This window comes from uncultured Formosa sp. (assembly GCF_947500765.1).
Lineage (GTDB): Bacteria > Bacteroidota > Bacteroidia > Flavobacteriales > Flavobacteriaceae > Formosa.
The window spans coordinates 676,929-703,888 of the sequence record NZ_CANMTH010000001.1 but is presented as its reverse complement, the minus strand read 5'-3'; the positions used below and the strand labels follow the sequence as shown (position 1 = coordinate 703,888).

The window sequence follows — 26,960 nt, the reverse complement described above, 5'->3', positions numbered from 1 at the left end:
AATCATTTTAATATTTATTTTTGCAAAGAAAAATCCAAATCTAAATTGTATGACAACAATAACTACCTATAAAAATATTAAAGCGACACATTCTTTTAAAGCCTCTTTTTTTAAGCAATTTACTTTAGTTCTATGCTTTGCATTAATAGGAGTTAATGGATTCGGACAGACCGTAGTCAATCTAAGCACTCCAGGAACAGGAACTTATGAAATACCATGTGGTGTTACTAAAATTGATATTGAAGTTTGGGGATCTGGTGGTGCCGGTGGTGGTAGTACTATTAAGAATGCTGGAGGTGACGGTGGAGATGCAGGGAAATATGCTTCAAATAGTAATATTAGTGTGGCTGAAGGGGAAATATTAAACTATACTATAGCTGCAGGAGGAACAGGAACTACTGGAGGAAGTAATAATGGTGGTCAATCTTTTATACAAGCACAAGGGCCTACATCATATGATTGGGTCGGAGCAAATGGTGGTAATGGAGGAGACAAAGCGAATAACAATAGTGATACTGCAAATGATGGTATAGATGCCCCAAACGACAACAATGGAATATCTATCGGAGCTGGAGGCCTCGCTAACAATGTGGGAGATGGTTCTAATGGCGGACCTGGTGCTGGTGGTGGCGGTGGAACTAGAAGAGGTAATAATAATGCCACGGGAGGCGATGGTGGTGACGGGTACATTCGCATTACTATGTATGGAGATAGCGGCTCTTCAAGTTATTGTACTACAAGCTTTACATCTGTAGAACCTATTACAAATGTTACCTTTGCAGGTATTAATAATACTACAGATGACACAATAAATGGTAGCCAAGGTCTGGAAACCTTTTGTGATATATCAGGAACAGTTACTCAAGGAGAGACTTACGAAATAACTATAAAAGGAAATACAAACGGTAATAATAAAAATTTCTTTATGGCTTTTATCGATTGGAATCAAGATGGTGTATTTGATGACGATGAAGATGCTTATGAAGAGCAAAAAATAGGAGATTTCAGAAATTCTACAGGAGTAGATTCAAATACTGTTATAGGGAATATAATAGTTCCTGATAATGCTATATTAGGAACAACTCTTATACGTATAATTAAGACAGAAGGTAGTTCTGCTACAGATGCATGTAGTACTTTTGATGAAGGTCAAGCCGAAGACTATACTTTAATTGTTGAAGAGGAAGAAGCGAGCTGTAAAACGTGGGTAGGAGATAACGGTATAGGTTGGTTTGTTTCTAGTAATTGGGAACCTAAAGGTGTACCTACAGCAGACGATTGTGTGACTATAAATACATTAAGTGGTAACAGCAATCCCAAAATAAAAGGATATGAAACTACAGGAAATAGTAATGGTATTGCCTACGCTAAATCTATTACCATTTTAGGAGATGACTCTCAATTAACATTATCTGTTCAAGCAGAATTACAGGTTTCTGAATTTATTTCATCCAATTCTCCAATTTATATTACAGATGGTAGCTCATTAATTATAGAAGATGGGTATTTAGAATCTAGTGCCAATGGTACTATTGAAGATAATAGTCTCTTAACTGTTAAAAATTTCTCTTTAATATCTTCAAATGCTTCATGGGACGTTAATGACACTTCTGTGCTTGTAATTGATGAAACATTAACGCTAGACGGAGATATAACACTTAATGATGATGCGAGTTTAGTTCAATCTAGCGAGGATACTAATTCATCTTCGGGAACATTTACCGTAAACAGAACCTCTACAACATCATACAATACAGATTATACCTATTGGTCTTCTCCTGTTCAAAGCTTTAATATAGATAATATATCTACCTCCTCATATCGTTATGAGTGGCTACCAACTATAAATAATAAATACGGAAACTGGTCTAAAGTATCAAATACAAATATGACTGTTGGAAAAGGGTACATTATAAGAGGTAACAACTATACCGCATCCTACCAAGACGACAAACCTAATAATGGAACAATAAACACAACCATCACTAGAGGGACTTATAACGGAAGTGATTACATTGATATTTCTAGTACTGCTGTAACTAAAATAGACGATAACTGGAACTTAATAGGAAATCCTTACCCTTCAGCTATTAATGCAGATGATTTCTTAACAGAAAACAGCGGTTCTTTAGATGCTGGCGAATCTGTATCTGGAGGAACAGTTGAAGGAGGTGTTCGCGTTTGGACTCATGCTTCAGAACTTAGCTCTGGAAACGATACGCCTTTTTATGCAAACGAAATTGAAAGCTACAACTCAGACGATTATATTACGTATACATTAGCTGGTTCTTCTCCTTCTGGATTCGATGGTTACATTGCTTCTGGACAAGGCTTCTTTGTTTTAATGAAGCATGCTGCAAGTACACCAAACACTGTAACATTTACTAACGACATGCGAAGCTATACCTCAGAATATAGCAACTCCGAATTTTATAGAACTAGCGGTGAAAAAAATAGAATTTGGTTAGATTTAATCGATAGCGAAGAAACATCTTCAAGTATGCTTTTAGGTTATTTTGATGGTGCAGTAAATGCAAAAGATCCACTTTACGATGCTGTAATTATGAATTCAAACACCACTTCTCTTTATTCTATCATAGAAGATGAAGCATTTGTTATTCAAGGTAAAGCCAATCCATTTTTAGAAACAGACAAAGTGCCTTTAGGTCTAATTAGTACAAAAAAAGATGTATTTACCATTGGAATCAATAAAGTAGAAGGTGTGTTTGAAAATGATCAAGATATTTATCTAGAAGATCTTTATGAAAATACAATACATAATTTAAAAGACTCTGCTTACTCATTTTCATCAGAAGCAGGAACGTTTAACGATCGTTTTATATTACGCTATCAAAATAGTACCTTAGGTATTGAAGATGCTATTGTGGATGCTAATTTTAAAATTATCGCAACTAAAAACTTTATTAAAGCAACTAGTACCACAAGTACAATAAACAAAATTATTGTTTACGACATAATAGGACGTGTCATTTATCAAGCTAATAAATTAAATGCTTCTGAAGTAAAATTAAATCAGTTAAAACCAACCAACAGTCCGTTAATTGTAAAAGCTACTTTAACAAACGGAACGACTAAAACACAGAAAGTTATTTATTAAGCTTATAAATACTTCAAAAAAGAAAACCAAGACCTTAACTTTAAATAGTTAAGGTCTTTTTCTTTAGCATAAGCTTCTCGCTCAAAAGAAATATTTCTATAAGCAGTATGCCTGTCCTTATATTGAATTAAACGCACCAAAAACTCAATGCCATACCAGGTATAAAAAGGTAAAACCAATAACTCCAATTGTTGTTTTAAATGAATACGTTCATGATTAATTAAAACACGATCGGATTTTAAAGCCGAGTCTCTTAAAAAAACAAACGGGTACAAAGTTATGCCTAGACACCATTTAGGAGTAATATATTTTGAAATTAAAATCATAAATAGCCTGTTTCAAAAATCAATCCAAATTACAGTATCTTTGCATATCATGAAAAAAATAATTCCAGTAGAAGAAGGCGATTACTATTTAACTCCAGAAGGATATCGCTGTTTTACCGAAAAATACCACCTAAAAAGAGGCTATTGCTGCAAAAGTGGTTGTAGACATTGCCCTTATGGTTACGATAAAAAAACAGATAGCTTCAAATCTTAACCAAATTTGAAATTAGACAGATAACAATGAAAGGTGTATTCAAATAATCTTACTAATTATAGTATAAACAACAAGCTATACATTGGTACGATTATTGTTAATAAAACAATAATTACGCATTATATATCGTTTTATTTTAACTTTTAAAGATTAAAAAGAACACACGCATAGGGAAATCACAATAACATAAACCCCTTTAATTGTTATCAGGTTTACTTAACCAACTTGTTTAATCTTTTTTTAACTTAGTAAATAATAATATATTAATTTCTTTTAAATCATACACAGATGAAAAAAATTATTCCAATATTACTGCTACTTCTAGTAATAACAGCATGCAGCTCTGTAAAGGTAGCTTCAGATTATGATAAAACTACAGAGTTCGATCAATACAAAACTTTCGCCTTTTACAAGACAGGCATAGATAAAGCTGAAATAAACGATTTAGATAAACGTCGTATTTTACATGCCATTGAGGCAGAACTGACAGCTAAAGGCTTTGTGAAATCTGAAAGTCCAGATTTACTAATAAGTATTTTCACAAAAGCTAGAGAGCAAGTAAACGTATATAATAACAATATGGGATTTGGCCCTTATGGTTATGGTTGGGGATGGAGTCCATATTATAACAATTACAACAATACATCTGTAACACGATCTACAGAAGGTTCCTTATACATAGATCTTATTGATGCTAAGAAAAAAGAATTAGTTTGGCAAGGTTTAGGTTCTGGAATGTTAAATGACAATATAAACAAGAAAGAAGAACGCATCCAAGAATTTGTTGCCGAGATTCTATCAAACTATCCGCCAGAAGTAAAAAAATAATATTTCCTTGAAAAAGAAAAATAGTGATTAGAACCTAGAAATAGGTTCTTTTTTTATGGTATGTTTCCTCCATTAGCTAAGAAAACGCCCATCCTAAGACATAGCTTAGCTATAGATACTCCATAGATAAGCCATACATAGTATATGAAAACCATATAAAATTCTTACAAAAAAGAGTTAAGATGTTTTATACTTCTGTAATACCTCTTTTGTAAAGGCGCTTAAAACCAAACGCCCACTAATTGTAGCACGTGCCATAAGTAAATCGTCCCAGTGCGAGGTATGAGCCCACATTACCGTTTTCATAGCTTGCATTGCTTCAGGATTATAGGTTTTTAAGTTCTCAACTAATAATTCAGTAGCATTATCTAACGCCCTCTTCGATTCAAAAACAGTAGCATATAAACCTTTTTGCTCTGCCCATTGTGCAGTGTAAAACTGTTTTGCATTAATGGTCATTTCAGACATTGCACCAACTCCTATTTTTCGACTTACAGCAGGTTCTATAACAAAAGGGCCAATACCAATACTCAATTCACTCAGTTTTATTGATGCATATTGTGTTGCCAAACAATAATCTGCAGCAGCAGCAAGACCTACACCTCCACCAACAGCCTTACCTTGCACTTTACAAACTATAAATTTCGGACATTTTCGCATGGCATTAATAACCTTAGCAAAACCAGTAAAAAACAATTCCCCTTGGGCTTCTGTTTCTATATTTATTAATTCATTAAAACTGGCTCCTGCACAGAATGTTCTATCTCCACCGCTTTGTAAAACCACAACTTGAGCGGCATCATTATTAGCTGCCAAATTAATCTCCTTTTCTAAATTAGAAAGTAAACCACTAGGTAACGCATTATGCGACGGATTGTAAAAAGTAATAGTGCTTACGCCGGATAAAACGACTTGTTTTACGAAAGGTTTGTTCATGTTTTAATTGCATAAATATTGAAAATCGAAGATACTGATTTTTTTAAGTTGCCTAATCATATCCTTTATTTTTCCTAATAAAACTCGTATTTTTATAAAAAAAGGGATGAGTTTATTAGATTTTTTATTCAGAAGGCAAAAACGAAATATTGAAGATTTCAAATCTAGAGGTGCCATAATTTTAGATGTTCGCTCAAAAAAAGAATATAAAAACGGACATATTATTGGATCGGAAAACATTCCTATAGATGAATTACATCAAAAAGTTAAAACGTTAAAAGCAACACAGAAACCTTTTATTGTGTGCTGTGCTAGTGGAGTCAGATCGGCTAAAGCTGTTAAATATTTACTCATAAATGGTATTGAAGCCACTAACGGCGGAAGCTACAGAACATTAAAAAGTGTACTATAGTTTTAAATCGTCTAGATTCTTTTCGGCTGTAATTGGCGTATCATTATACTGCAACGTCCACCCTAAAGAATTGGTTAACACATAAAACTTAGCCAATTCACTTATCAATCTATTTTTTGAGTTTTTCTTAAATTCTGAAGCTTCAACTTTTTTCATCAAAGAAGCTTTCACTTTATTTTTAATCTTATTATAATCTTTTGCTTCAAACTGATTTAAAAAATCGGCTTGAATATCATAATATTCAAATTCTGGACTAATCTTTACTTCTTCTTTTGGTATATATGTAATATTTAAAACCTTATTCACCTCATCAATATCATAAACAATCTTACTTAAATCGTAAGCAATAGTAACATCTGCATTCACCACGACTAAAGCTTTTTTTTCTGCTGTTACTAAATACGGAAATACATCTCTAGAATCTTTGTACGAAAACACCTCACTAAAATGACCTTCGGTAACGACTAATTTACCAACATTTTTAATTTGCTCCTGAATTAACATCGAGTTTTCTATAAGCTTAGCTTCATCTGCTTTCTTGGTATTAAAATACTTAAAAGAGAAGAATAACACTATGGCAACTAGAACTCCAAAAATTATATTTCGCATTAATCCATTTTTTATTTAAAGGTATAAAATATGATCTTTAACACGGTACTTTTAATCATAAAAAAGCATCAACTCCTTGCGTATATATGCATTACGCATTATAGAGGTTGATGCTCTTATCAGATTGATTAATAGCATGTGTAAATTAGAATTTATTTAAAAGTAAAGCTATTATTTTAGACAACTAGCTCAAATAATAGTCGTAATGTGCTGAAAACAAATATTTAACAATATTTTCTTACACAGAAAAATTAATACCACTAATTTTTTCTTGTATAGCAGTAATTCTCTTATTTAAGTTAACAAGAAATTTCTGATGTTCCTTAGAAGATGCATTAAAAGGCTTATGTTGTAATCCGCTTTGAATGATTTGCACCTCTTTCATAATAGATGTCGTTGAATTATTAAACCAAGATGCTGTAAATTTTTCCCAAATATAATCGATAGCAATTTGATTGGGGTGCACTAAGTCTGTTGCATAAAATCGATAATCACGAAGTTCATCCATCATAATCTCATAAGACGGAAAATAATGCAATGTATTCATAGCAGACTCCTCTAAAAGCTGATGAATCGCAGTAATTAAATGAGATTTACTTCGTGTATTTTCTACAAACCCATCTTTTGTATGTCGGATTGGAGATACCGTAAAAATAATGGTTGCATTAGGATTAACCGAAGCAATTAAGTGTTGTATATTTTGTAAAGAATGTAAAACGTCATCACTACTTAATAACTCCTTTTTAAATGCTTTTTGAGGCACTTTATGGCAGTTCGCTACAATTATATTAGAATCTAGATGTTTATACACCCAAGACGTTCCTAAGGTAATAACAACATGTGTAGCCGTTTCTAAAAACTGTTTTGTTTCTTTTAAAGCTGAATTTAACCCGTGTAATACAGCCGTTTTATCTAACCCACTTAATTTAGAATGCGCTTCAAAACAATGCCAAATATCATGTTGCTGAAACACATCTTTATCTGTATAAACGTTTCCATGTATAGCATGTTTAATTAACTGTTCTATAGCTTTTGGCTGAAATAAGACTCCAAACGGATTTTGAAGATTTTGAAATTTAAAATAATCAAACTTTTTACCTATGTTTTCTACAAAACAAGATCCCAATAATAACATTTTAGACTGATAATCAATTTGACTTTCGGTTTGGTGTTTTATTGGGATCTCGATAAAAAGTTTCATAAGTTATGCTTTTACAACATAATTTTTAGCAGCTAGTAAAGCCTCTTGAATGCCTTCTGGTTTTTTACCTCCAGCTGTAGCAAAAAAGGGTTGACCACCGCCACCGCCTTGAATATATTTTCCTAATTCGCGAACCACTTGCCCTGCGTTTAATTTATCACTTTCAACCAACTCTTTAGAAATGTAACAAGACAATAATGCTTTTCCGTTTTGTTCTGTTCCAAATACTAAAAATGCATTGTTTAAAGTTCCTCCTAATTCAAAAGACAAATCTTTAATACCCCCAGCATCCAAATCAACTTGTTTGGCTAAAAATTGAATCCCATTTATAGTTTCAATTTTATTTTTAAGCTCGCCTTTTACATGTTTTGCTTTCTCCTTTAAAAGCACATCTACTTGTTTTTTAAGACTTGTGTTTTCTTCTTGTAATGAAACCAATGCTTTAATAGGCTCTTGAGCATTATTAAGCAATTCTTTCATTTCGAAATATATCTTACTATTATCTGTATAGAAATCTTTTACAGCATCTCCTGTTATGGCTTCAATTCTACGTATTCCAGAAGCAACTGCACTTTCCGAAGTAATTTTAAAATGCCAAAGATCGGCTGTATTTTGCACATGAGTACCTCCACAAAGCTCTATAGATTTACCAAAACGAATGGCTCTAACGGTATCTCCGTATTTCTCGCCAAACAATGCCATTGCACCTTCGTCTATCGCTTTTTGCATTGGAATATTGCGTTGCTCTTGTAAAGGTAATTTTCCTTCTATACGTGCATTTACAAAATCTTCTACATCTTGTAACTGCTCGTTAGTTACTTTAGAAAAATGTGAAAAATCGAAACGTAAATTTTTAGAATGCACCGCAGATCCTCTTTGTTCTACATGTTCGCCTAAAATTTCGCGTAAGGCTTGATGTAACAAATGCGTTGCGGTATGATTACTAGACGTTCTGTTACGTTGTTTAGCATCTACTCCTGCTTTAAATATTTTATTTAAGTCTTCAGGAAGTTCTTTTACTAAATGGTAAACAACATTATTCTCTTTTTTAGTATCTAAAATATAAGAAATGTTTCCGTTAGGAGATTCTATATAACCTTTATCTCCTACTTGCCCTCCGCCTTCAGGATAAAACGGTGTTAAATTAAAGACTAATTGATACATAGTACCATCTTTTTTAGAAACTACTTTTCTATATCGAGTTATTCTTACTTGTGCCTCTAAGAGATCGTATCCAACAAATTCTTGAACGGCATCCTCTATTAAAACGGTCCAATCGTCTGTAGACATTTCACTAGCAGAACGAGATCTGGACTTCTGTTTTTCCATGGCTGTATGAAAACCAGCTTCATCTAACGCCAATCCTTTTTCACGAAGAATTAAAGACGTTAAATCAATTGGAAATCCATACGTATCATATAATTCGAATGCTTTCTCTCCAGAAATAACTGATTCTGAAGCATTCTCTATAATACCATTTAATAAGACTAAACCTTGGTCTAAGGTTCTTAAAAAAGACACTTCTTCTTCTTTTATAACATTTTGAATTAATTGTTTTTGAACTTTTAATTCTGGGAATGCATCTCCCATTTTACTACTAAGTACATTTACCAAACGATAAATAAACGGTTCTTTCTGATCTAAAAATGTAAAACTATAACGTACAGCACGACGCAAAATACGACGGATAACATAACCTGCCCCGGTATTACTTGGTAATTGCCCATCTGCTATAGAAAAAGCTACAGCACGCACGTGATCTGAAATCACACGAATGGCAACATCTACTTGTTCATCTTTTCCGTATTCTGTTTTAGAAATGGTTTCAATTTCACGAATAATTGGAGTAAACACATCTGTATCGTAATTAGACTGCACACCTTGCATAACCATACATAAACGCTCGAATCCCATACCTGTATCGATATGCTTATTAGGTAACGCTTCTAAACTTCCGTTTGCTTTACGATTGTATTGCATAAAGACCAAGTTCCAAATCTCTACAACTTGAGGATGATCTGCGTTTACTAAAGATTTACCATCTATTTTAGCCTTTTCATCTGCAGAGCGAATATCTACATGTATTTCACTACAAGGTCCACATGGTCCTTGATCTCCCATTTCCCAAAAATTATCTTTTTTGTTTCCTTTAAGAATACGGTCTTCCGAAACAATCTCTTTCCAAAAATCGTAAGCTTCTTGATCTATTGGTGTACCATCTGCTTCATCGCCTTCAAAAATGGTAACGTATAAAATATCTTTATCTATACCATATACTTCGGTTAATAACTCCCAACACCAGGCAATAGCTTCTTTTTTAAAATAATCTCCAAAACTCCAGTTCCCTAACATTTCAAATAAAGTATGATGATACGTATCGTATCCTACTTCTTCTAAATCGTTATGTTTTCCAGAAACACGTAAACATTTTTGTGAATCTGTTAAACGATTATTTATAGGTTTAGCTTGACCTAAGAAGTATTCTTTAAAAGGAGCCATTCCAGAATTAACAAACATTAACGTAGGATCATTTTTTAAAACCATTGGTGCAGAAGGCACTATGGTATGACCTTTACTTTTAAAAAATTCTAAATATTTAGATCGAATGTCTTGAGATTTCATATTATATGTAACAAACTGTTATTAAATTGACTACTTTTAAAAAGTCGCTTTTTGGTTTTAAAGTGCAAATATATTGTTAAATTAAGGTTTGACTAAAGCTAGACGCAAAATATTGTCATTTGTTTATTAAATTTGCAACGAAAATATTTTTTGTAGGTTTGCCACAAAACCTGTGATTTAACACCATGTGTTACACTACACAATTGCAAAAATAGTATAAATTAGATAATGAGTAAGGTAAAATATTATTATGATTCTGAGACGCTTTCTTACCGTAAAATAGAGCGTAAAAAACGTAATACATTTAAGTTCATAGTTGCTTTTTTAACAGCTGCGGCTTTATTTGGATTTTTAACCGTTTCTATAAGTAGTCAATTTGTTGAATCTCCCAAAGAAAAAGCTTTAAAGCGCGAATTGGTCAATATGCAATTACACTACGACATGCTTAACAAAAAGATGAATGAAGCCTCTGAAGTTTTAGCTAGTCTTGAAGATAGAGACAATAATATATATAGAATATACTTTGAAGCAAACCCTATACCTGAAGAACAGCGTAAAGCAGGTTTTGGAGGTATAAACCGTTATAAAGGACTAGAGGGTTACGATAATTCTAAACTTATTATTGAAAGTAGTAAGAAGTTAGACATTCTTCAAAAACAAATTGTAGTACAGTCTAAATCTTTAGACGAAATAGCAAAACTTGCAGAAGATAAAGAGAAATTATTAGCTGCTATTCCTGCCATTCAACCTGTAAACAATGTAGATTTAACTCGTATTGCATCTGGATATGGCTACCGAACAGATCCTTTTACAAAAGCACGTAAATTTCATTATGGTATGGATTTTACAGCTCCAAGAGGCACACCTGTATATGCCAGTGGAGATGGTATTGTTAGTCGTGCAGACAACCACTCTACAGGTTATGGAAACCACATTAGAATAGATCATGGATACGGCTATACCAGTTTATATGCTCACCTTTACAAATACAATGTTAAAAAAAATCAGAAGGTTGAACGTGGAGATCTTATAGGTTTTGTTGGAAGTACAGGACGTTCTGAAGCGCCACACTTACACTACGAAATTTTTAAAGATGGAGAACGCATAAACCCAACTAATTTCTATTATGGAAGTTTAACTCCAGAAGAATACAATAATCTTTTAGAAAAAGCTTCTTTAGAAAATCAATCGCTAGATTAATGCATATAGATTTACCTGAAAAACGATATTATGGTATTGGCGAAGTTGCCAAAGCATTCGATGTTAATGCCTCTTTAATCCGCTTTTGGGAAAAAGAATTCGATGTGCTTAAGCCTAAAAAAAATGCTAAAGGGAATAGAAAATTCACTCCCGAGGACATAAAAAATCTTAAATTAATTTATCATTTAGTCAAAGAACGAGGATTTACGCTAGATGGCGCAAAAGTCCATTTAAAGGAAGAAAAAAAGAAAACTTTAACTAACTTTGATATTATTGAGAAATTAGAAGACATAAAAAGTCAACTCATAAGAATTAAAAATCAACTTTAAAAACCAACAATCATGAAAAAATGGTTAATTCCAGTTATTATTATTGCCGTTATAGTAATGGGCTTTTACAAATGGGGCGTAGGCTTCAATAATTCTGCGGTAAGACTAAACGAAAACGTAGGAGAAGCTTGGGGTAATGTACAAACATCTTATCAGCGTAGAAACGACCTTATTGGTAACCTGGTAAAAACCGTTCAAGGTGCTGCAGATTTTGAAAGATCTACTTTAACAGATGTTATAGAAGCACGTGCTAAGGCAACATCTACAACAATAAATCCAGAGAATATTACACCAGAACAATTAAAACAATTTAATGAAGCGCAAGGTGGTTTAAGTAGTGCTTTATCTAGATTATTAGTTTCTGTAGAACGTTATCCTGATTTAAAAGCAAATCAGAATTTCTTAAAACTTCAGGACGAATTAACAAGTACAGAAAACACAATACAAACGGCTCGTGTTCGTTATAACGAAACCATAAAGCCTTATAATAATCATGTAAAAACATTTCCTAATTCAATATTAGCGGGACTGTTTAACTTTGATGCAAAACCATATTTCGATGCTGAAGCTGGAGCTGAAAAACCGGTAGATGTTGAATTCGATTTTAATAAAAAATAATGGATTCTAAAGTAGAAAAATTTCTTACCCAGAAAGAAGAAAGTGAGATTGTTGAAGCCATTCGACAGGCAGAAAATCAAACTTCAGGTGAAATCCGTATTCATATAGAAAAAACAACTTCCATTGACGTTTACGAACGCGCTATGGAAGTTTTTCACATGCTTAAGATGAACACCACCAAACTTCAAAACGGAGTGCTTATTTATGTTGCGGTAGAAGACAAAACTTTTGTAATCTATGGAGACAAAGGCATAAATGATGTGGTTGACGATACATTCTGGGATACTACTAAAGATGTTATTCAATCCTACTTTAAACAAGGTAAATTTAAAGAAGGTCTTGTTGAAGGTGTTTTAAGAGCAGGAAAAGAGCTTCAGGCTAATTTCCCTTGGGACGCTTCAGATATAAATGAATTACCTAACGAAATTTCAAACGGATAGATCGTGCAAAAATTAAAAAACACTTGGTTATTTTTATGTTACTGTATTATTTTTTGTTTCTCACAATTTGCTACAGCACAATTTGATATTCCAGCAAAACCCGAGTCTAAAGAATCTCAAACCAGTGTTTACGATTATATCAACTTATTATCCCCTACAGAGAAAAGTGCACTCGAAACCAAACTCATTAAATATTCAGATACAACCTCTACGCAAATAGTTGTCGCTATTATTGCTACAACTAAAGGAGAAAATATTGGTTTATTAGCTCCTAAATGGGCTCAAAAATGGGGTGTCGGACAAGCTAAAGAAGATAATGGTGTATTTATATTATTAGCTAAAGACGATCGCAAAATTTGGATCTCTCCAGGTTACGGTGTAGAAAGCCAACTCACTGCAGGAGTTGTAGGAGAAATCACAAGAAATGTTATTATTCCAGAGTTTAAGACAGGTAGTTTTTATAGTGGTTTAGACAAAGGGTCTGACGCTATTTTTCAGCTCCTTATGGGAGAATACCAAGGAACAAGACAAGCTAATAAAACGAATGACTTTCCTGCTGAGAAAATCATTTTCATGATCTTTATATTTATTATTTTCGTGATAGCTATATCTAAAAACAATCGCGGTGGCGGTGGTGGTGGAAACGGAAACAACCGCAGACCAACAAGTATTTTAGATGCTATTATTCTAAGCAATATGGGACGTGGAAGTTACGGTGGAGGCTTTGGTTCATCTTCTGGAGGCGGAAGCTTTGGAGGTGGCGGCGGTTTTGGCGGCGGCTTCGGCGGTGGTGGCTTTAGCGGAGGTGGTGCTGGCGGAAGCTGGTAAACTTACCATTATCAGATATTCAATTTATTTCTCTTATTTTTTATTAATCTAATTTCTTATTAGATCCATACTACATACTTTTTTATTTTCTCTTTTTTTAACTAACTTGAAAACAAAAGCTATGTTATTCTTCTACACAGATATTTTCTTCAGTGTGCAACTTTGTTTTCCATAGCTATATCTAACGAGACATGTTTTTATTTTCAGAAAATATAAGCCCTATGAAAACACATTCAAAACTTATAATAAGTATTATTACATTAATTCTAGTATCTCTTTTACAACCTATATCTCAATTATTAACGCGTATAACACGTTTAGATTTTTCTTTTTTAGCGACACAAAGACAAAACTTCTTAATTGCTGCTGCTGCTTGGGTAAGTATTGAAGTATTGCGTAAACTGAAAATTAGATTTTTAAAACGTTACGATATCTCTAAAGAAGATAATCTGCATTCCAGAAAAATATATACTCAGGTTAACATTCTTGAAAAAGTAATTATTTTTATCATTATTATTGGAGCTGTAGGATTAATTTTATTGTCTTTTGATAGCATCAGGAAATTTGGTGTTGGGTTATTTGCTTCAGCCGGAGTAGCTGGAATTATATTAGGTTTGTCTGCACAAAAAGTGGTAGGTGCTTTGCTAGCAGGAATACAAATTGCGATTACTCAACCTTTCAGAATTGATGATGCTGTTGTAGTTGAAGGTGAATGGGGTTGGATTGAAGAAATCAACTTAACGTATGTTGTGGTTAGACTTTGGGATAAAAGAAGATTGGTACTCCCCTCTTCCTATTTTCTTGAAAAACCATTTCAGAATTGGACCAGAAATAATGCAGACATTATAGGAACCATATTTTTATATACAGATTACAATATTCCTTTTGATGATTTAAGAACAGAATTAACACGTTTATTAAACGCTACCGATTTGTGGGATAAAAAGGTAAACGTACTTCAAGTAACAGACTCTAAAGAAACCACCGTAGAATCTAGAATACTTGTTAGCGCAAAGAATTCTCCAATCGCTTGGGATTTACGTGTACATATTCGAGAAAAGATGATTGAATATATTCAGAAAAATTATCCTGAAAGTCTACCTAGAACACGAATTGTGATGGAAAATAATAATTTAGATCAGCAAACCAAAATCTAATATTAGGATCCTAGGCTATTAAATTTCCAACTGAAACCTAACATAAAATATTGTTGTAATACATTACTAGAACTATCTTCTATATAATCCTGATTTACAACACGCCTTGCATTGGTATTTTGGTTTAAAATATCGTATGCTTTAAGTGTAATGTAACCATTTTTGTTTAAAACAGAGTAAGATATTGTACTATTTAAGAACCATGAACTTTTCTGAAAATCGTCAGAAATATTCGAATTATAGTTGAAATTTAAATTATTACGCCATTCAAATCCTTTTAGAAAATACGTTGCCGTATTCAATCTTAAATTATGGGTTGTATATTCTGTATCATCAAACGACTCGATGCTATATGTCCCTTTTGAAAACTGAGCAGAGTAACGCGTTTCTACTTCTATAAAATCTGGAATTTCGTAAACAACACCTAAAGAAGGAGACATGGCTTGAACTGTACTGGTATACTGTAAAGCGTTATTAAAATTTACTTTACGTTGTAAATTAGGTCCTAAACCAGCTACAAACTTTAAGGTAGATATTGAATCTAATTTTAATTTTTTAGACACATTTAAGCGCACATTTAAACTATAACTTCCATCTACATTTATATAGGTTGTTGTTTTAACTAAATTCTCGTCTATAACAGACTGACTTACCACATCATTATCAAGAATACTTAAATTTGCATACCCAAAGAAACCAAATTGCTTATTATAATTATTTGTATTAAAACGAACTTGCATTCTATGGTTTTGAGTCATCTCTAAGGCTGGATTACCTTTTACAATATGTAGTGGATTACTAATATCTGTATAAGGTTGTAATTGAGAAATACTTGGAGCTTCGTTTCTTAAACGGTATTGAAAGCGGGCAGATAACTTAGATTTTATACGGTAACCAAATGTGGTACTCATTTTTAATTTTGTAAAATCCTGATTAAAATTGAGTTCTGGACGTAAGGCATCTTTAGAAGACAATTCAATAATATCGTAACCAGCTTCTGTATTAAAATACCACTTATTCCCGTTGTATCTAAAACCTAATTCGGGTGAAGAGATAACATTATCGTTATCAAAATCGGTACTCTGATCTAAATTAAAATTGGAATACGCACTATCTCCTTCATTATAATCGAATGTAGATAATTTACTTTTTGAGAGCACGCTTCTATAATCGTAATTAACATCGAACATTAATTTTTTTTCTATTAAAGGCAAACGAAACCGTAAGGAAGAATTAATTTGTGTTTCATTCTGCGCTCCATTTTCATATTGATTTCTAATCTCTTCACTAGGATTATCTCCATAATAATTAGTTTCTGACATTGCGTATTTATCAGAGTCGTTATGATTCATTTCACCCCCCATGGATAAACGCAAAAAACTTCCTTTTGTACCAATACGTTTTGTCGCTCTTACATTTGCAGAAAATTCTTGAGATACACTCGTACTGCTAATCTGACTAACAGATTGATTAGTTAAACTTCTGTCGGCGTCGAAAGACTGTGCTTCATTAAACCACTTACTATCGTTTTTATTAGCCTCAAATTTTGGTCTGAAAGAAATCATGAAAGTAGAATCTAATTGAGTTTCGAATGATAAATTGGCTTTATGACTTTGATTTGTTTTAAAATCGCTAGACTCTTCTGCGGTGTAATACTTAGAATCTGGTAAAAATATTTCTTTATTAGTTTTCTGGTTCTGATCAGAATCACTTCGGGCATAAAAATAATCTGTACTAAACTCTTTTGCTCTTGAAGGTGCATCTGTATAATTAGCACCGACATTTTTAGATGTTATAATCCCATCGCCATTACCGCTATACTCCCGACTTCCACCACGACCAAAAGTGTCGTTAAGTTCAGAATTGCTAAAACCCGGTGCGTTTATATTATTTCCTCCTGCTAGTATGCTTATACGACGTGTATCGTTAAACCGATTATAAATACCAGACATTTCGTAACGATCGTCTGTACCTCCTGCTGCAGAAACACGTCCAAATTGGCCTCTATTCTTATCTTCCTCTATAGTTAGATTAATGGTTTTATTTTCCTGATCTCCAGCTTCACCTGCAAATGCTTGATCTTTTGTTTTTGTATCTACAATTTGAATTTTTTTAATAATATCCTTTGTCAGGTTGCGAGTTGCTATAGTCGGATCGTCTCCAAAAAAAGAATTTCCATTAACCAAAATATTATCAACTGTAACTCCGTTTACAGTAATCACACCATCTTCATCAATTTCAACACCAGGTAATATTTTTAAAACATCTTCTACATTTGCATCTTGTTTTGTTTTAAAAGACTTTACATTATATTCTAAAGTGTCTGTTTTAAAAGTTACTGGTGCTGTAGATTTTATTAAAACCTCATCTAACGTATTATCTTCTATTTCAAGTAAAAGTGCTGGAAGCTGAATTTCATCTGATGTCATATCTATCACCTTAGCATATGTTTTATACCCTAAATACGACATAAAAATATTTAACTGCTCATCTGGTGTTTTACCCTCAATATTAAATTCTCCTTTCTGATTGGTAATACCATAAGCCACCAAAGAGCTATCCTGAATACGTTGTAAATATACTGTGGCTGCTTCTAAAGGCTCATTAATATCTCCAGCGATTAACGTTCCAGATATTTCGAATTTTTTAGATTGAGTATAAGAAAAAGTTGTTATTAGAAAGAAAAATAAAATAAAAATATATTTCATAACAATTGGTTTCAGAATAAAGAATGCTTGTTTTTCTAAAAGAACAACAGAACATGCGTTCCCTTAATTAATTAGACTTTACTAAATGCAAAAGGTTTAATCTTTAAAAGATTAAACTAATATTATTCCTTTTATAAAAAAAACAAAGCCCGCTCTAATAAAGAACGGGCTATTCCAATTAAGGAAATTTTTAATTATTTTTTACGCATATATACACTTACAGGTACTCCATTAAAATCGAAACGCTCTCGTAATTTATTTTCTAAAAATCGTTTATACGGATCTTTCACATATTGTGGTAAATTACAGAAAAACGCAAATTGTGGTTGTGGTGTTGGCAACTGCGTAATAAACTTAATTTTTACAAATTTTGCTTTATAAGCTGGTGGTGGATAGCTTTCAATAATTGGCAACATTACCTCGTTTAAAACACTTGTTTTAATTTTCTTAGATCTGTTTTTATAAACCTCGACAGCTGTTTCTATCGCTTTAAAAATACGTTGTTTGTTTAAAACCGAAATAAATACAATTGGCACATCTGTAAAAGGTTCCATCTCGCGACGAATTTGTCTTTCAAATTCTTTAGCAGAATTGGTTTCCTTTTCAACTAAATCCCACTTATTTACAAGAATAACAATCCCTTTTCTGTTACGTTCTGCTAGCCAAAAGATATTCTGAACTTGTCCGTCAAAACCTCTAGTGGCATCTAACACAATGATACAAACATCACTATGCTCTATGGCACGTACACTACGCATTACTGAATAAAATTCTAAATCTTCTTTTACTTTAGACTTACGACGAATTCCAGCCGTATCGACTAAATTAAATTCAAATCCGAAACGGTTATATTTGGTATCAATAGAATCACGAGTTGTTCCCGCAATATCTGTAACAATGTAACGTTCTTTACCTATTAATGCATTTATAAAAGATGATTTCCCTGCATTAGGACGACCAACTACAGCAAAACGAGGTAATGCATCTTCTTCCTCTTCTTCTACTTGCTCTGGTAATGCTTTAACAAGTGCATCTAATAAATCTCCTGTTCCACTTCCGTTTATACTGGCTATGGTAAAATATTCACCTAAACCTAAAGAATAAAATTCTACAGCATCTTCGGCACGTTTTCCGTTATCTACTTTATTAACAACTAAAAACACAGGTTTAGAAACTTTACGCAACAACTTCGCGACATCTTCATCCATTCCTGTTACTCCAGTCTCGACATCAACCATAAAAATAATGGCATCTGCTTCTTCGATGGCTAAAACCACTTGTTTATCAATCTCTGCCTCGAACACATCATCGCTCCCTTTTACATATCCACCTGTATCGATTAAAGAAAACTCTTTCCCGTTCCAATCGCTCTTTCCATAATGTCTATCACGAGTTACTCCACTAACGGCATCTACTATGGCTTCACGTCGTTGTATTAAACGATTAAAAAATGTTGATTTTCCAACATTTGGTCTTCCTACTATGGCTACTATATTACTCATACACTTTTAATTGTCTGCAAAGGTAGTGTTTAGATATTTAAGAAAAAACTGTATTTTAACCCATTCTTTTTAAACATCATAAAAAACATGATATTAGATAACGACATTGTGCTTCGGCCAAGATTTAATTTGAACTTACCTGAACACAATGAAGCTGTTTTGTCTGTTTTTGAAAATTTAAAAAATACTCAAACTGAATTTGTTGTATCTCGAGTAGACGACCATGTTTTTATTCGAATTCCGAAACATAAACAGCACTTTTGGTCACCTCAACTTCACCTTGAAATTAATAAACTTGAAGACAAAAACTGTAGTATTCACGGGCTTTTCGGACCAAACCCTACAGTCTGGACGCTTTTTATGTTTCTACACTTTGTTGTTGTTATGCTTTTTATTGGTTTTGGTATTTGGGGGTATTCTAATTGGGCACTAGACCTAACTTACGGTATGCAATTGGGGGTTTGCATTGCCATGTTCATGCTCTGGTTTGTACTCTATTTTATTGGACGTGCTGGCCGTGCAAAGGGTAAAAACGACATGATTTTATTACATCGTTTTATGACACAAAACCTAAATTTATAAGATTTTACTTCTGATTATACCCAAAACGACGTAACTGATTCGAGTTTGAACGCCAATTCTTATTCACTTTTACGTATAATTCTAGATGAATTTGCTTACCAAAGAATTTTTCTAAATCTTTTCTAGCTTCAACTCCTACACGTTTTAGTGCAGATCCTTTATGACCGATAATAATACCTTTTTGTGTTTCGCGTTCAACCATAATTACAGAACGTACACGTATAATTTGTTCTTCTTCAAAAAACTCTTCCGTATCTACTTCTACAGCATAAGGAATTTCCTTTTTGTAGTGTAATAAAATCTTTTCACGAATAGTTTCGTTAATAAAAAAACGTTCTGGCTTATCTGTTAACTGATCTTTTGGGTAAAATGGTGGTGAATCTGGAAGTAACTCAATAATACGGTTAAATACTTCAGACACATTAAAACCTTCTAAAGCAGAAATTGGGAATATCTCGGCATTAGGCACTTTACTACTCCACAAACCAACTTGTGCTTCAAGTTGGTTCTGATCGGATTTATCAATTTTATTTAATAATAGTAAAACTGGAATTTTAGCACTTGTAATTTTATTAAAAAAGGATTCATCTTTCAACTCTGTCTCACCAATTTCAACCATATACACTAAAACGTCTGCATCTTCAAAAGCCGATTTTACAAAATCCATCATAGATGACTGTAATTCGTAAGCTGGTTTAATAATTCCCGGCGTATCTGATAAGATGACTTGAAAATCGTCTCCGTTTACGATACCTAAAATACGATGACGTGTGGTTTGTGCTTTAGACGTAATTATGGATAATTTCTCACCCACAAACGCATTCATTAATGTTGATTTCCCAACGTTTGGATTTCCAATAATATTTACAAAACCTGCCTTATGATTCATCTTTTACTGCATTTTAGTAGTTGCAAAGTTACAACCTTGGTTTATTAAATTCGCTTTTACAAACATAATACTTCATTTTAAACGAAAAAAAAGCGATTAAGAAGAACTTAATCGCTTTTAATATCTGAATTTTTAATAAGATTACATTCCTACTAAACTCAATGCTTGTTTTAAAACGTCTGAATTACCAGAAATCCAACTCATTACTTTAGTTGTTAATTCAGGGTTACTCATAGCGTACTGTAATAATTTAGCTTTGGTACCAGAACCTGATAAATAATTTGCAACCTGAGTTTTAGTATCAGAACTTGTTGTTAAATAATCTGTAACTTGTGTACTTAATGAAGAACTAGGATTTGAAACTATAGCATCTTTTACTTTAGTTTGTGTTTCAGAGCTATTTAAAAAGTAAGACTGCATTTGATCTGTTGCCATACCTGAAATTAATGAACTCGTTGAAGAACTTGAACTTTCAGTACTACTTGTTGTTGATTTTGTTGAATCACAGCTATAAAACGCTGTAAAGCTTAAGGCTAATGCCAATACTATTACTGATTTTTTCATAATATTTATTTAAATTAATTTTTATAAGTTTAATACTATAGGCTAATCTTTTTTAGAGATCATCTTTAAATACATCTGTTCTACTTTTGTTCTTGCCCACGGTGTACGGCGTAAAAACTTCAAACTCGATTTAATAGATGGATCTTGTGTAAAGCAGCGAATATTAATATTAAAGCCCATGTATTCCCAACCGTAATGCGCTTCCAGATCGACTAAAATCTGTTCTAATTTTACACCATGTAATGGATTATTGGGTTGACTACTCATATCTTAATTTCTTCTATCTCGTGATCTGCGACCAGAATTTGCCGTACCTCCTTTACTTGAATTTTTATTACCGCTTTTATTTCCACCTGCATTCGCTTTAGGACTTCTACTTCTAGAACGCCCTTGATTTTGCTTAACAGGCTCTGTAGATGCGTTAGGATCTGGTTCGAAACCTTCAATAACTTCAATAGGAATTTTCATCCCTATTAACTTTTGAATATCGTTTAAAAACGATGTTTCATCTGCACTAACTAGAGAAATAGCTTCTCCGCTTGCTCCTGCTCTACCTGTTCTACCAATACGGTGAACGTAATCTTCAGAAATATTAGGGATTTCAAAATTTATAACGTGTGGTAATAATGGAATATCCAACCCTCTGGCTGCAATATCTGTTGCCACCATTACACGAATACTTCCATTTTTAAAACCTTCTAACGCTTTTGTTCTTGCTCCTTGACTTTTATTTCCATGAATAGCTGCTGCTGTGATACCTGAAGAAATCATTTTTTTAGTCAGGTTATTAGCGCCATGTTTTGTTCTAGTAAACACTAAAACTTGTTGCCAATTTCCATCAGAAATTAATTTAATAATCAATCCTGTTTTTTTCGCTTTTGCTACACGAAATACTTTTTGATGAATAACTTCAACAGTTGTATTCTCTGGAGTGGCTTCAACATAAACGGGATGTGTTAATATACCAGTGGCTAATTTTTTAATGTCCTTAGAAAACGTTGCTGAAAACATTAAGTTCTGACGCTTTTTAGGAATTAATTTAATTATACGTTCTATATCTCTTACAAATCCCATGTCTAACATACGGTCTGCTTCGTCTAAAACAAATATTTCTACACTCGCTAAGGATAATATGTTTTGATTGCATAAATCTAACAATCTACCTGGAGTTGCTACTAAAACGTCTACTCCTCGTTTAATCTGTGCTGCTTGCGGGCGTTGATTAACACCTCCGAAAATTACAGCAGATCTTATATCTAAAAATTCGCTATATTCTTTAACATTTTCAAAAATCTGTGCTGCTAATTCTCGTGTAGGAGTAAGTATTAAAGCTCGTACTGGACGATTTCTTTTAGTGGTTCCTTCACTTAAAATTTGAAGTAATGGCAATGTAAAACCTGCTGTTTTACCTGTACCTGTTTGTGCCGATGCCAATACATCCTTCCCTTCTAAAATGGGTGGAATTGCTTTTTCTTGTATTGGAGATGGCTTGTCGTATCCTTTTTTATTGATTGCTTTCAATAAGGCATCAGAAAGGCCTAGTGAATTAAATGACATACATTATTATTGTAGAAAATGACATTCTATATTGTTAATGCCATTCTTTATGAAGTTGCAAAAGTACGCTTAATTTTTCATGAAAAACATCATTTTAAGAAGAGTTACTAAAATTAGAGTTAAAAAACACATTTAAAACAAAACCATAACCTTCTTATTTTTAGTCATTTCGTTATTTTAAACATTACTTTACACTTGTTTCTATTTAACAATTAATACATCTCGTATACGAACATGTTTATATTGATTTTGAAATATTTACAAACAATATATAGTTAAAATCCCTTATAAACATGAGAATAATCTATTTATAAGTGATGCTTTACAATAATTACAAAAGAATAAAACAACACCTAAATAAATCGTATTTTTACGCTCCATTTATCAGTTTTAAGAAACACCGCTTTCTGAAATTAAAATTTATAATACAATGCATAATTTAATTCAAAAATATAATATTCCAGGACCTCGTTATACAAGCTACCCAACCGTTCCGTATTGGGATGAAACTGGGATTTCTAAAGAAAATTGGATAGATACTCTTAAAAAATCTTTTAAAGAATCAAATATATCAGAAGGAATTAGCCTATACATTCACTTACCGTTTTGCGAAAGTTTATGCACATTTTGCGCATGTAACAAACGTATTACCAAACAACATGGTGTAGAAGTACCTTATATAGATATGGTTTTAAAAGAATGGAAAATGTATTGCGATATCTTAAAAGACAAACCTAATATTAAAGAAATACATTTAGGAGGCGGCACACCTACATTCTTTTCTTCAGAAAATTTATCAAAGCTGATACAAGGCATATTTAATACAGCAACTAAAGCTGAAGGTTTTGAATTTAGCTTTGAAGGTCACCCTAATTTCACCACAAAAGAACAATTACAAACCTTATTCAATTTAGGATTTAAACGTAATAGTTTTGGTATACAAGATTACGATCCTAAAGTGCAAAAAGCAATTCACCGCATACAATCTTTCGAGACCGTAAAACGTGTTACTGAAGATTCTCGTGCTATAGGATACAACTCGGTAAGTCACGATTTGATTTTTGGACTACCTTTTCAAAACGAAAAAGGTATTCGTGAAACCATAAAAAAAACAGTTGAATTAAAACCCGATCGTATTGCGTATTACAGTTATGCACATGTGCCATGGATTAAAGGTAATGGACAACGCGGATTTAAAGACACCGATTTACCTAAGGATAACGAAAAACGTAACTTATACGAACTAGGAAAGCAATTATTCTTTGATGCTGGTTATGTAGAAATAGGCATGGATCATTTTGCTTTACCAACAGATAGTATGTATGTAGCCATGAAAAACAAAACGTTGCACCGTAATTTTATGGGATATACGTCTGGAAAAACAAAACTCATGATTGGTTTAGGTGTATCGTCTATTAGTGATTCTTGGTATAGTTTTGCGCAGAATGAAAAAAACATAGACGATTATTATGCACGTTTAAACGCTGGCGAATTACCCATTTTTAAAGGGCACCTACTCTCTAAAGAAGACTTAGTGGTTAGACAACACATTTTAAACATTATGTGTAATCTAGAAACCTCTTGGAAAAATTCTGATATGCAACTAAAAACACTTCCTGAAATTTTATCGCATTTAAAAGAAATGGAAGCCGATGGTATTCTAAGTATTTATGATGATCACTTAGTTGTAAAAGAAGAAGGCCGTATGTTTATTAGAAACATTTGTATGGCATTCGATCTAAAATTGCATGAAAGTAAACCAGGAACTAAACTATTCTCAATGACTATTTAATAGACTTTTGTTTTAACCACATTCAAAAATTTTGATATCAGCATATATTTTATTAACTTGTTTTTAAATAATGTATCATGAAAACAAAAACTACTTTTATTTTAGGAATATTACTTATTAGCACTGGAATATTTTTAGTTTATTACCTTCAAAATGATATTTTCGACTTTTTTAAGGGGCTTACATTTGGTAGCGGAATTTGTTTATTATTAACGAGTCTTATACTTAAAAGAAAACAAGCATAAATAACCATATATTTATATAACTCACAAAAAAGGGAAGCAAAAAGCTTCCCTTTTTCTATATAACAATGGTTCATTTCAATTCAAAATAATAAAACACGAACATTAAATAGGTATACTTATTAAAACGATATAATAGGCATATGCTTTCAGGTTAAAAAAAGTTGTGATACAAATACATAAACTACACAATATTCAATAAAATTACTGCTTGCATTTAAAACGGAACTCCTAACTTTATGTTCAATATTAAAACTATTAAAAATGAAATATTCAAAACACATAACACATACTACACTTCTAATAATTATGGCTCTTGTATTCACTTCTTGTGCTACAATCCCAGAAAAAGCAGAAGCTGTAAGTCCGTTTAATAAAGAAGAATACTTAGGGAAATGGTACGAAATTGCCCGTTTAGATTTTAAATATGAAAAAGATTTAAATAACACTACAGCCAATTATTCCATAAATCCAGATGGAACAATTAAAGTTGTGAATAAAGGTTATAATTATGTAAAAAAGGAATGGACTGAAGCTAACGGAAAAGCAAAATTTATAGATAGTGATACTATTGCAAAATTAAAAGTATCCTTTTTCGGCCCTTTTTATTCTGGTTATAATGTAATCGCATTAACAGATAATTATAAATATGCTTTGGTTGCTGGTAAAAACTTAGATTATTTATGGATTTTATCTCGTGAAACAACAATTCCTGAACACATAAAACAAGATTTTATAAATCAAGCCAAGGCAATAGGTTACAAAACTCAAGACCTAATTTGGGTAGAACATACTAAGCCTTAAAGGTTAAAACGACTAAATCTTAAATTTTTATTAAATAACTACTAAAGTTTTTGCATATTTATTGAATGAAAGCTGATTTATATTTTTATTAATCATTTTACAAATAAAATCAGCTTCACAACTAATCAATAAAAACCAACTTTATGAAAAAATTAGTAGCAGAATTTATAGGCACAATGTGGCTTGTATTAGGAGGATGTGGTAGCGCTGTATTAGCAGCTGGATATCCAGAATTAGGAATTGGATTTGTAGGAGTCGCAATGGCTTTTGGTCTAACCGTTTTAACAATGGCTTATGCTATTGGGCATATTTCAGGTTGCCATTTAAATCCAGCGGTAACAATTGGACTTACTGTTGGAGGACGTTTCGATAAAAAAGACGTTGTTCCTTACATTATTGCGCAAGTACTTGGTGGTATTTTAGGAGCAGGAATTTTATATTTAATCGCTTCAGGGAAACCAGGTTTCGAATTAGGAGGGTTTGCGGCCAATGGTTATGGAGAACATTCTCCTGGCGGTTTTAATATCATATCGGCATTAACTTCAGAAATCGTTATGACGTTTATGTTTTTAATGATTATTCTAGGAGCAACACACTCTAAAGCACCAAAAGGTTTTGCTGGACTAGCAATTGGTTTAGGTTTAACACTTATTCACTTAATTAGTATTCCTGTAACAAACACTTCTGTTAACCCTGCAAGAAGTACTAGTCAAGCCCTATTTGTTGGCGACTGGGCCTTAGGTCAATTATGGTTGTTTTGGGTTGCACCTATTGTTGGTGCTATAATTGCTGGTTTAGTTTATAAATTTATTTCACCAGAAAAAGAAGACTAAATCTCAAACTCTTTAATAAAAACATCTACTTTTTAACTCACAAAGCGTAAGTTAGAAAGTAGATGTTTTATTTTTACACCTTTCCATCATTAAAATAGAATAAACATGGGTAAAAAAACAGATCATATTGCACCACATATAGCAACGTTTATTAAAAATCAGCATATCTTTTTTGTTGGTACAGCTGCAACAGAAGGTCGTGTTAATATCTCTCCTAAAGGAACCGATAGTTTTAGAGTCATTAATAAAAATAAAATTGTGTGGTTAAATTTAACTGGAAGCGGTAACGAAACTGCGGCTCATCTTTTACAAAACAACCGCATGACCATTATGTTCTGTGCGTTTGAAGGCAAACCGCTTATTTTAAGACTTTACGGCAATGCAACTATTTTTCACCCTAGAGATGAAGCTTTCCAAAAGCATAGTGCGCTTTTTCCTGATGCAGTTGGATCTAGACAAATTATTGAAATGAACATAGATTTAGTACAAACATCTTGTGGATTTGGAGTTCCGTTTATGGATTACAGTTCGGAACGCACTACGTTAGACGATTGGGCCAATCAAAAAGGACAAGATGGTATTGAACAATATTGGATAGATAAAAACACTAAAAGTATAGACGGTTTCGAAACACAAATTAGTAAGTAAA

27 protein-coding genes are annotated in these 26,960 nt (G+C 32.7%); 16 read left to right on the top strand and 11 right to left on the bottom strand.

Going from position 1 to position 26,960, the window contains the following annotated elements:
- The first annotated feature begins 49 nt into the window (after nucleotides 1-49).
- Nucleotides 50-3,118: a GEVED domain-containing protein gene (locus tag Q1B05_RS03040; RefSeq protein WP_299777410.1), complete on the top strand. Its 3,069-nt coding sequence runs from the start codon at nucleotides 50-52 to the stop codon at nucleotides 3,116-3,118.
- Between the two features lie 2 nt (nucleotides 3,119-3,120).
- Here the strand turns inward: Q1B05_RS03040 and Q1B05_RS03035 are convergent, their stop codons facing one another.
- Nucleotides 3,121-3,444, bottom strand: a complete 324-nt coding sequence (locus Q1B05_RS03035; protein ID WP_299777408.1) for a hypothetical protein — start codon at nucleotides 3,442-3,444, stop codon at nucleotides 3,121-3,123.
- A gap of 49 nt (nucleotides 3,445-3,493) precedes the next feature.
- Here Q1B05_RS03035 and Q1B05_RS03030 point away from each other — a divergent pair, with 49 nt between their 5' ends.
- Together Q1B05_RS03030 and Q1B05_RS03025 are read left to right on the top strand one after the other, a co-directional pair.
- Entirely contained in the window at nucleotides 3,494-3,658 is a 165-nt protein-coding gene (locus Q1B05_RS03030; RefSeq protein WP_299777406.1) for a DUF5522 domain-containing protein, read from the top strand.
- A 288-nt stretch (nucleotides 3,659-3,946) separates the two neighbouring features.
- Nucleotides 3,947-4,486 (top strand): DUF4136 domain-containing protein, encoded by a 540-nt coding sequence (locus tag Q1B05_RS03025; RefSeq protein WP_299777404.1) that lies wholly within the window; start codon nucleotides 3,947-3,949, stop codon nucleotides 4,484-4,486.
- 177 nt (nucleotides 4,487-4,663) lie between these two features.
- Here the strand turns inward: Q1B05_RS03025 and Q1B05_RS03020 are convergent, their stop codons facing one another.
- On the bottom strand, nucleotides 4,664-5,422 hold the full coding sequence (locus Q1B05_RS03020; RefSeq protein ID WP_299777402.1) for an enoyl-CoA hydratase/isomerase family protein: 759 nt from the start codon (nucleotides 5,420-5,422) through the stop codon (nucleotides 4,664-4,666).
- 106 nt (nucleotides 5,423-5,528) lie between these two features.
- Between Q1B05_RS03020 and Q1B05_RS03015 the strand changes: the two genes are divergently transcribed.
- Nucleotides 5,529-5,834 carry a rhodanese-like domain-containing protein gene (locus tag Q1B05_RS03015; protein WP_299777400.1) on the top strand — a complete coding sequence of 102 codons (306 nt, stop codon included), beginning with the start codon at nucleotides 5,529-5,531 and terminating at the stop codon, nucleotides 5,832-5,834.
- Here the strand turns inward: Q1B05_RS03015 and Q1B05_RS03010 are convergent.
- From Q1B05_RS03010 to alaS, 3 genes are all read right to left on the bottom strand, one after another.
- Nucleotides 5,829-6,443 carry a DUF4230 domain-containing protein gene (locus Q1B05_RS03010; RefSeq protein WP_299777398.1) on the bottom strand — a complete coding sequence of 205 codons (615 nt, stop codon included), beginning with the start codon at nucleotides 6,441-6,443 and terminating at the stop codon, nucleotides 5,829-5,831. The genes Q1B05_RS03015 and Q1B05_RS03010 overlap by 6 nt on opposite strands.
- Before the next feature lie 238 nt (nucleotides 6,444-6,681).
- Nucleotides 6,682-7,644, bottom strand: coding sequence for a GSCFA domain-containing protein (locus Q1B05_RS03005; RefSeq protein ID WP_299777396.1), 963 nt, complete (start codon nucleotides 7,642-7,644; stop codon nucleotides 6,682-6,684).
- 3 nt (nucleotides 7,645-7,647) lie between these two features.
- The gene (gene alaS, locus Q1B05_RS03000) at nucleotides 7,648-10,266 is read right to left on the bottom strand and encodes an alanine--tRNA ligase (RefSeq protein WP_299777394.1); all 2,619 of its coding nucleotides are present in this window, start codon (nucleotides 10,264-10,266) and stop codon (nucleotides 7,648-7,650) included.
- Between the two features lie 228 nt (nucleotides 10,267-10,494).
- Here alaS and Q1B05_RS02995 point away from each other — a divergent pair, with 228 nt between their 5' ends.
- The 6 genes from Q1B05_RS02995 (at nucleotide 10,495) to Q1B05_RS02970 (ending at nucleotide 14,838) form a co-directional block, all read left to right on the top strand.
- A complete protein-coding gene (locus tag Q1B05_RS02995) occupies nucleotides 10,495-11,466 on the top strand; it encodes a M23 family metallopeptidase (protein WP_299777392.1) in 972 nt (323 codons plus the stop codon).
- The gene (locus tag Q1B05_RS02990; protein ID WP_159021663.1) at nucleotides 11,466-11,795 is read left to right on the top strand and encodes a MerR family transcriptional regulator; all 330 of its coding nucleotides are present in this window, start codon (nucleotides 11,466-11,468) and stop codon (nucleotides 11,793-11,795) included. The genes Q1B05_RS02995 and Q1B05_RS02990 overlap by 1 nt, the downstream gene beginning before the upstream one ends.
- Before the next feature lie 12 nt (nucleotides 11,796-11,807).
- A complete protein-coding gene (locus tag Q1B05_RS02985; RefSeq protein WP_299777390.1) occupies nucleotides 11,808-12,413 on the top strand; it encodes a LemA family protein in 606 nt (201 codons plus the stop codon).
- Nucleotides 12,413-12,853, top strand: coding sequence for a TPM domain-containing protein (locus Q1B05_RS02980; RefSeq protein WP_299777388.1), 441 nt, complete (start codon nucleotides 12,413-12,415; stop codon nucleotides 12,851-12,853). The genes Q1B05_RS02985 and Q1B05_RS02980 overlap by 1 nt, the downstream gene beginning before the upstream one ends.
- A gap of 3 nt (nucleotides 12,854-12,856) precedes the next feature.
- Complete coding sequence (locus Q1B05_RS02975; protein ID WP_299777386.1) at nucleotides 12,857-13,681, top strand: YgcG family protein; 825 nt, start codon at nucleotides 12,857-12,859, stop codon at nucleotides 13,679-13,681.
- A 221-nt stretch (nucleotides 13,682-13,902) separates the two neighbouring features.
- A complete protein-coding gene (locus Q1B05_RS02970) occupies nucleotides 13,903-14,838 on the top strand; it encodes a mechanosensitive ion channel domain-containing protein (RefSeq protein ID WP_299777384.1) in 936 nt (311 codons plus the stop codon).
- A 2-nt stretch (nucleotides 14,839-14,840) separates the two neighbouring features.
- On the opposite strand, the gene Q1B05_RS02965 is transcribed toward Q1B05_RS02970, so the two are convergent.
- On the bottom strand, nucleotides 14,841-17,546 hold the full coding sequence (locus Q1B05_RS02965; RefSeq protein ID WP_299777382.1) for an outer membrane beta-barrel protein: 2,706 nt from the start codon (nucleotides 17,544-17,546) through the stop codon (nucleotides 14,841-14,843).
- A 194-nt stretch (nucleotides 17,547-17,740) separates the two neighbouring features.
- Entirely contained in the window at nucleotides 17,741-19,048 is a 1,308-nt protein-coding gene (gene der / locus Q1B05_RS02960; protein WP_299777380.1) for a ribosome biogenesis GTPase Der, read from the bottom strand.
- A gap of 87 nt (nucleotides 19,049-19,135) precedes the next feature.
- Between der and Q1B05_RS02955 the strand changes: the two genes are divergently transcribed.
- Nucleotides 19,136-19,630 carry a GTP-binding protein gene (locus tag Q1B05_RS02955; RefSeq protein ID WP_299777378.1) on the top strand — a complete coding sequence of 165 codons (495 nt, stop codon included), beginning with the start codon at nucleotides 19,136-19,138 and terminating at the stop codon, nucleotides 19,628-19,630.
- A 4-nt stretch (nucleotides 19,631-19,634) separates the two neighbouring features.
- Here the strand turns inward: Q1B05_RS02955 and era are convergent, their stop codons facing one another.
- The 4 genes from era to Q1B05_RS02935 form a co-directional block, all read right to left on the bottom strand.
- Nucleotides 19,635-20,519: a GTPase Era gene (gene era / locus Q1B05_RS02950; protein WP_299777376.1), complete on the bottom strand. Its 885-nt coding sequence runs from the start codon at nucleotides 20,517-20,519 to the stop codon at nucleotides 19,635-19,637.
- Nucleotides 20,520-20,660: 141 nt separating this feature from the next.
- Nucleotides 20,661-21,083 carry a hypothetical protein gene (locus Q1B05_RS02945; protein ID WP_299777374.1) on the bottom strand — a complete coding sequence of 141 codons (423 nt, stop codon included), beginning with the start codon at nucleotides 21,081-21,083 and terminating at the stop codon, nucleotides 20,661-20,663.
- Nucleotides 21,084-21,125: 42 nt separating this feature from the next.
- The gene (locus Q1B05_RS02940; RefSeq protein ID WP_299777372.1) at nucleotides 21,126-21,350 is read right to left on the bottom strand and encodes a VF530 family protein; all 225 of its coding nucleotides are present in this window, start codon (nucleotides 21,348-21,350) and stop codon (nucleotides 21,126-21,128) included.
- Between the two features lie 3 nt (nucleotides 21,351-21,353).
- Nucleotides 21,354-22,640 (bottom strand): DEAD/DEAH box helicase, encoded by a 1,287-nt coding sequence (locus tag Q1B05_RS02935; protein ID WP_299777370.1) that lies wholly within the window; start codon nucleotides 22,638-22,640, stop codon nucleotides 21,354-21,356.
- Between the two features lie 430 nt (nucleotides 22,641-23,070).
- On the opposite strand from Q1B05_RS02935, the gene hemN reads away from it, so the two are divergent.
- The 5 genes from hemN to Q1B05_RS02910 all read left to right on the top strand — a co-directional run bounded on the left by hemN (nucleotide 23,071) and on the right by Q1B05_RS02910 (nucleotide 26,959).
- Complete coding sequence (hemN, locus tag Q1B05_RS02930) at nucleotides 23,071-24,432, top strand: oxygen-independent coproporphyrinogen III oxidase (RefSeq protein ID WP_299777368.1); 1,362 nt, start codon at nucleotides 23,071-23,073, stop codon at nucleotides 24,430-24,432.
- 77 nt (nucleotides 24,433-24,509) lie between these two features.
- Nucleotides 24,510-24,677 carry a hypothetical protein gene (locus Q1B05_RS02925; RefSeq protein ID WP_299777366.1) on the top strand — a complete coding sequence of 56 codons (168 nt, stop codon included), beginning with the start codon at nucleotides 24,510-24,512 and terminating at the stop codon, nucleotides 24,675-24,677.
- 261 nt (nucleotides 24,678-24,938) lie between these two features.
- Nucleotides 24,939-25,478: a lipocalin family protein gene (locus tag Q1B05_RS02920; RefSeq protein ID WP_299777364.1), complete on the top strand. Its 540-nt coding sequence runs from the start codon at nucleotides 24,939-24,941 to the stop codon at nucleotides 25,476-25,478.
- Nucleotides 25,479-25,621: 143 nt separating this feature from the next.
- Nucleotides 25,622-26,311, top strand: coding sequence for an aquaporin Z (gene aqpZ, locus Q1B05_RS02915; protein WP_299777362.1), 690 nt, complete (start codon nucleotides 25,622-25,624; stop codon nucleotides 26,309-26,311).
- A 105-nt stretch (nucleotides 26,312-26,416) separates the two neighbouring features.
- The gene (locus Q1B05_RS02910) at nucleotides 26,417-26,959 is read left to right on the top strand and encodes a pyridoxamine 5'-phosphate oxidase family protein (RefSeq protein ID WP_299777360.1); all 543 of its coding nucleotides are present in this window, start codon (nucleotides 26,417-26,419) and stop codon (nucleotides 26,957-26,959) included.
- Nucleotide 26,960: the final 1 nt, after the last annotated feature.